Source organism: Thomasclavelia sp., from assembly GCF_017889095.1.
Taxonomy (GTDB): Bacteria; Bacillota_I; Bacilli_A; order Erysipelotrichales; family Coprobacillaceae; genus Thomasclavelia.
On record NZ_JAGHEW010000210.1, the window covers coordinates 1 to 7,286 of the forward strand.

Annotated in this window: 6 protein-coding genes and 1 pseudogene; 1 reads left to right on the forward strand and 6 read right to left on the reverse strand. The window is 25.1% G+C overall.

Annotation, left to right across the window (positions count from 1 at the left end):
• Positions 1–236, forward strand: a pseudogene (locus tag J7M77_RS09065) (HicB family protein); the annotation flags it as partial.
• A 62-nt stretch (positions 237–298) separates the two neighbouring features.
• Here J7M77_RS09065 and J7M77_RS09070 read toward each other — a convergent pair.
• The 6 genes from J7M77_RS09070 to J7M77_RS09095 form a co-directional block, all read right to left on the reverse strand.
• Positions 299–1,009 (reverse strand): LytTR family DNA-binding domain-containing protein, encoded by a 711-nt coding sequence (locus J7M77_RS09070; RefSeq protein WP_296877694.1) that lies wholly within the window; start codon positions 1,007–1,009, stop codon positions 299–301.
• Positions 1,010–1,107: 98 nt separating this feature from the next.
• A complete protein-coding gene (locus tag J7M77_RS09075) occupies positions 1,108–2,361 on the reverse strand; it encodes a D-alanyl-D-alanine carboxypeptidase family protein (protein WP_296877696.1) in 1,254 nt (417 codons plus the stop codon).
• Positions 2,362–2,553: 192 nt separating this feature from the next.
• A complete protein-coding gene (locus tag J7M77_RS09080; protein WP_296877698.1) occupies positions 2,554–3,183 on the reverse strand; it encodes an ABC transporter ATP-binding protein in 630 nt (209 codons plus the stop codon).
• Between the two features lie 4 nt (positions 3,184–3,187).
• Positions 3,188–5,155, reverse strand: a complete 1,968-nt coding sequence (locus J7M77_RS09085) for a hypothetical protein (protein WP_296877700.1) — start codon at positions 5,153–5,155, stop codon at positions 3,188–3,190.
• 110 nt (positions 5,156–5,265) lie between these two features.
• Positions 5,266–6,279, reverse strand: a complete 1,014-nt coding sequence (locus J7M77_RS09090; RefSeq protein WP_296877702.1) for a GHKL domain-containing protein — start codon at positions 6,277–6,279, stop codon at positions 5,266–5,268.
• Between the two features lie 133 nt (positions 6,280–6,412).
• Positions 6,413–7,093, reverse strand: a complete 681-nt coding sequence (locus tag J7M77_RS09095; RefSeq protein WP_296877704.1) for a LytTR family DNA-binding domain-containing protein — start codon at positions 7,091–7,093, stop codon at positions 6,413–6,415.
• Positions 7,094–7,286: the final 193 nt, after the last annotated feature.

Sequence of the window (7,286 nt, forward strand, 5' to 3'; positions counted from 1 at the left end):
TAGGTGACTTATTTAAAAGTGCACCTAAACCATCTAAAATTCAGGATATCAAGTTAAAGGATAACGAATGTATTGCTTTAATCGAATTAGATATAAATGAATATTTAAAGACATTTAATAATAAAGCTGTAAAGAAAACTCTTACTATCCCATCATGGCTAAATGATGTGGCAGTAAAGAAAAAGCTTAATTTCTCTAAAATTTTACAGGATGCATTATTAAAAGAAATTCAATAAAGGATATTTTTTAAATGAGATACCAAAACTAATGTCATTAAGCTTTTTACTTAATGACATTTTTAAATTGATGATTCGGTTGATTTATAAAATAAATAGTTATTAAATCTTATTTTAGCCTGCTTTTCATGACTGCGACTAATAGGAATATTAGTACCGTCAATCAAAGTAAAACGGTTTTTTTGATACTCACGTACTTGATTAAAATTAACAATAAAACTACGATGACATTCAAAGAAATTATCAGGAATTAGATTTTCAAATGATTTGAAATTTTCGTATGTTTGATAATCTTGATCTTGTAAATGAATAATTGTTTTTCTTAAATCTCGCTCAAAATAATTTATTTCGTCTAAATAAATAATAATTGTCTTTTTATGGTTTTTAATTACAATAAAACTATGGGTTTGCCTAATTAAATTAATTGCCTTTTGTAATGCTTTAAAAAGATAATCCTGGTAATTATTTTTGTTGATAAAATAACAGTGCTTAGTTTCATACATTTCACTAGTGAATTGATGTTCATTACCCATAAATATTATTTGAGCTCCTTTAATTTGCTTGTTTATCCTTTTGGCAAGCATCATTCCTTTTTGACCAAAAACACTTAGATCTATCATAAAGATTGAATACTCTTGAAAATCATTAAAATCTTGATTAAAACTTACGAATCGATCATATTCTTTAACTTGTAATGAATCATCTATTTCTAATATATCTTTTTTTAATCTTATTAAAAAATTTCTATCATCATTTACAATAATAACCCGCATTGTTTTCCCCCTAATATTAATCATTATTATAAAATTATACTAAAAGGGAGATTTACAAAATAGGTGTTCTTTCAAGTGTGACAAAAAAAAGAGTCAAATTAGACTCTTCTACGACGTTTTTTAGGTTTAAATTTTAAAATCAATAAATATGCAATTACTAAAACAATTGCAATTCCATAAGGAAAGATAAAATCAACTGCCTTATCAGTTACTTCTTTAACCTTATCCTTTTCAATAGCTTCACTAACTAAATATGTTTCCTCATATAATAAATAATCACCATAGTATACTTTTAAATTACCAGCTTCAGCCCCTTTTTTTACCGGTGCTTTTAACTCATTAAAAGAATACTTATATTCTAATTGTTCTATATTAAAATTATTCGGTAAAAAAGCAGTCGCATCATTTAAAGTAGTAATCGCCACTTTTTTATCATCTTTAGCTAGTTTTACATCCAAAGTTTTAACTTCAGTCCCTTTCGTTAAAATACTTTGTAATGAATAACGCTGTGAAACATAATTAACAATATCTAAAGTATCACATACTGCTCCACTAGCACGAGTTTCATTAGAAGAATGAGCAACAATAACAATAATCTCATTACCATTTACGGTATCTAAACTTGATAAACAATTTCTCGCTTCGTTAGTATAACCACTTTTACTACCAAGAATACTATTAGTATCAATTCCAGCATGACGAGCATTGTAGATTGCCTTATTGACCCATTGGTGTAATCCGTTAGATGATGTATGATAACGTTGACCATAGATTTGTTTAAAGTTTTCATTTTTACAGGCATATTGAACAATTAAAGCCATATCATGAGCTGTTGTATAATGGTTATCATCATGAATACCAGTCGTATTAACAAAATGTGTATCTTTTAGCCCAAGTTTGCTTGCCAGTTCATTCATCTTTTCTACAAACGCTTCTTGAGAACCACATAAATTATTAGCTAAAGCTCTAGTTGCATCAGCACCACTTGGTAAGATAGCCCCATATAAAAGATCTTCATAAGTAACAGCTTCACCAACTTCAAAGTTAGCTGAAGAAGCTCCTGTTTCCCAAACAGTATCAATATCACTTTGTGTAATCACAGTTGGCGTTTGTAGATCATCCATCATTTCTAAAGCTACGATTACTGTCATAACTTTAGTCATACTTGCTGGATACATCCGTTCATCCATATTTTTATTGTATAATACTAACCCTGATTTAGCATCAATCGCTACAGCATACTGACACGACAATGTAGCAATTGGCTCACTATTTTCTTCGGCTTTGATAGTTGTCGTAGTGGTAAATACACTAATCATTAAAACCATAATAATTAACAACTTTTTTACCATATTAGTTTCCTCCCGTTTTTAATTAAACTTGCAATATTTATAATTATTATTGGTATGTTTAACTGCATGCTTATTTATTTTAGCACTTTCGACTCATTTCAACAATATTATTTTTATATATCTGTCATATTTTCATCACTATTTTACTTTAAAATTAAAAGAACGCTAATTTACGTTCTTTTAACATCATATTTATAAATAAATTATTCGATTGGCATAAGTAAATAAACTTTCATCATGACTTACCATAATAATCGTTTTTCCTTTTTCTTGTTCTTTTTTTAATAAATTCATGATCATTATTTTATTATCATGATCTAAACTGCCAGTAGGCTCATCACAAATCAAAAGATTACCTTTTTTTAATAAACAGCGAGCTAGAGCAATTCGCTGCTGTTGACCTCCAGAACAGACATAAACTTTTTTATTTAAACAGTCTTCTAATCCTACCTGCTTTAATGCATCAATTATGTCTAATTGATGTTTTTGGCGTTCTTTTTTAGTTTGATATACTAACTGTAAATTATATAGTACTGTTTTATCTTCTAATAAAGCAAAATTTTGAAACAAATAATTAATTTCATTTTTTAAAAATCGCTGCTTTTCTTTGATTGAAAACTGACTAATATCTTGACCCTTGATCAATAAACTGCCACTATCCATTTCTTCTAGTAAACCTAAAATATTACATAAAGTTGATTTACCACTACCGCTGGCACCAGTAATAATTACAAATTCCTGATCAAAAACATCAATATCAAAATCTTTTAAAACCACATTATCCCCATATCTTTTATTAATTTTTCGTCCTTTTATTATCATATCTTTACCTCAATATCTTCATTTGACTAATAAATATTTTTAATCGAACGGTAATAATTACTATTTCAAACAATAACAAACACAATAAACAAAGTAGCGTAATCATAAAATCAATTCTTAAATAAATAATACTAAATAAAAACGGTAATAAATAAACAATCATATTTTCTAAATAATAATTTTTAAATATCCTAAAAAACGGATATCCTAACATTCTTTTGATCATTATTTCTTTTTGATCATTCTTTAATCTAATCATGATTGATGTTATATCCAATAAATAAAATATTCCTAAAAAAATCAATCCATATAAACCATATTTAATCAATACCGGCTTTACTAACATATCAAGTACTTGATTATATTTATCTTTACCATCTAAAATAATAATTTCTTTATTACTCTCTAGCTTCTCTAATAACTGTTTATAATATTGAACATCTCTTGTTTTCGGTAAAAAAATCTCTGCACTAGCATAATTATATGTAGAATTGTTATCAACAATAATGATTGGATCAATACTTTTTCCAGTTTCTAATATCACCGTAGGATCATAAAAACAATTATTGTTTTGAATCATTGTAATTGTTCCTTGATAGTTTTGTAAATTTTCAGTTTGATATTTTTTAGGTACTAATACCATTCCATGGTTAAATTTATTCATTAACTGATTATTCATATCATATATTTGATATTGCTTTAAATAATTATCATTGACGATTATAGTTGGTAAATTGTATTCAAAATCATCACCATAGTTATTTACATTAAAAAAATTACAAGCAATTACTCCTTTTTCTTCTAATAAAACTCCTTGCCAATTAATTTCATAATTAACATTACTAATTTGATATACCTGATTAAAAAAATCTTTTTGATGATTCAATGACTTACCTAAATTAATAACGGGGATTATATTATTAACCGATGCTAAAATAACTACAAATAAAAAAATGGCAATAATATTTTTATAAATAAAACAAGTTTTAGCTAATAGTTCTAAATGATTTTTCTTTTTTAAACTTTTTACTATTTGTTTATTATTACTAAAAACAATACTGATGATTATTATCATACTGATAACTAAAACTAGAATAATATTATTGATTAACAGTATTTTTATTAACGGCAAAGAAAGTTTGTTGATTTTAAAGACAACTACAATAAAACAAACTAGATTACTAATCAAACTTAATAATATTACTGATATAACCGTCTTGATATAATAATTATTAAGGATTGATATATAATTGTATCCTAGTAGCCTTACAAGTGCCAATTCTTGATATCTGCTTACTACATCATAAATTATTCCAACTAATAAAGATATTATTGTAATGATCAAGATCGTAACATAATCACTAGTAACTTTATCATTTTCAATCATTTCTAGCTCACTATGATAAGTTAAATCACTTCCATAAATATCATTAATAATCGTTTTTAAATAATTTAGATCACTATCATCTTGATAAAAGATACTATAAATTAAAGTATCATAAATCCCTTCACCATACTCATTTACTATGTTATCAAGTGTTTTAAATTCATAGCTACCATTTAAATAGTTATTATTTAATAATTGGACATGATTATTTTTAGTTAGATCGGTCGTTAAATAATCATAATCTCCACTAACAACAAATTCTTCTTCTAAATAATTCCAAACTATCTTATCAGGATCATATATATGTTTTACAATTACCTTTTTATTATCATCTACCTGTTTAACATAACCCGTTGTAATAATCACTTTATCAAGATCATTAATTTTTTTGATTAATTCTTCATGTCTAATTCGATCACGTACTGGAATTTCAAAATAATAATGTTGATAGTTATCAAAACATTCACTTTTTTGATTAATAAAGTTTATTAGCTGATTACTCTGTCTTTTACATTCATGATCATAACTTAAATAAAACAAAAGTATTGAACTGATGATAATTAATATTTTAATTAGTTTTTTCATTACTATTAAATCTCCTTATCATTATTATAAATAATAATAAGGAAATAATTGAAAAACTGTTCCAACGGTTTAAATTTACGTTCGAACGTAAAAAAGCAGTGTATAACTGCTTATAAATTAATCATGATTTTACATGTAAGCAAATCATCACTACTTTGATATTCCATCATTCCCTGATGATCATTAACTATTTCTTCAATTATTAATAATCCTTTTCTAGTTGAATGGGTTTTTATCTTTGCAATATCTACTTTTTCTTTGACTGAATTGCTTATTTCAATCAATAACATCTTTGCCTTACCAACTATTTTAATACTTATTCTTTTATCTAATGTCAGTTTAGCGGCATTAATGGCATTATCGATTAGATTGAGTAACAATGAACATATTTTTTTATCGATATTTAATTGATCGTTGATCATTATTTCAATTTCAAAGTTTAGATCAGGATTTTGCGAAATTTTTTGATTGAAAATGATATTTAAATACTGATTATTACAATTAATTACTGTTTTAATTGCTTTAGCATCATTACTAAGCTGTTTTAAATAATCTTTTGCCTGATTAACATCAAGATTAATTAAATTGTTGATGATCAATAAATGATTATTAAAATCATGCTGGTATTTGGTTACTTGATGGTGAAATTGGGTTAAATCATTTAAATATTGATTAGTCATTTGATACTGATTATTTAATCGATTTAAATAACTGGTATAAGCTTGATTTTCAAATATTTTAATTATTAAACATTCAATTATCATAATAATTAAAATAATTGATAGAATAACTATTTTAGCTAAATTTCCCATTAAGACATATTCACTAATAAATTCAATTAATGATAATAATAAAAGATTAATTATTGATAAGATTAAATAATATTTAATTGCTATTTCTTGATAAAACTTAATTTTTCTAACATAGAATAACATCATTATAAAAATGACTAGATTTAAAAAGATTAAGATTGGCAAGTTATTTAAAAATAGTTTTAAAACTAATAATAAAAATAAATTATAAACACTGGCGATAAACAAACTTATCTGTTTATCTTTTTGTAAATAGTTAAGTAATAAATAATCACTAAGCACCAATATAATGTAGCTTATTACTATATTCATTTTTAAAACATAATAAAAAACAATTACTTTAACTAAAAGAGAAAAAAATTTAAAGTTTATCTTTTTTATCAGTAAATAGTTTAATATGCCATAAAAAACACTATTACTTATACCTAAGATTAAATATTCCATTTTATTCAATTGTTTTCAAGATAGCCTGAAAAACTAATTTTCCTTTCCGGCGACTTACTTCAAGTAGTTCATCGCCTTGATTAAAACTAATGATATAATTACGAAAATCTTTGATAGCATCGATATTTACAATTTGATAACGATTTATTGGGATAAACTGTTCCGGTAATCTTTCTAAAACTTCCTTTAACGTTAAATAACCTAAATAATCCTTTTTATTAGTTAGATGAATAATTAATTCTCGATCGATATATTCAATATATTTAATCGTACTAGGATCATAGCGGTAAACATCATTATTTTTAATGAGTATTATAGTTTGCCGCTGTTTAATTCGTTTTATGGCTTTTGACATAACTGGTTTAAACTTATTTTCTAAATCATCTTTCAACAAAAAACCAATTACATTAATTCCAAAAGCAACTGGCATAAAACCAGCGATGTTAGTAATATAAATAATGATTGTTTTTTGATTAGCTAATTCTTTAGCTACTTCTAAGCCATTTATTTTAGGCATATCAATATCTAAAAATAAAAGATCATAAGTTTTATCACTAGCTAAAAAATAATTAGCATCCTGGTATTTATCAATATCAAGACCAGAAATATTTGAATATTTTAAAATTAACTGGTAAATGGTTTCGATTGCGTTTTTGTCATCATCTAAAATTGCTACTTTCATTTTATTGTCCTTTATCCTTCATCTTTTTATTATAACTGATAAAAATAAATATGCTATTGTTTTTATAATAAAAAAGGGACAAAATAAATTTTGTCCACCAGGGTGATGATGCGTTTTATATGCAATTCGCCCTTTTTACTACTATAATTATATCAGGAGATGACTTTATGATTGATTTATCCGTTCCTTCTGA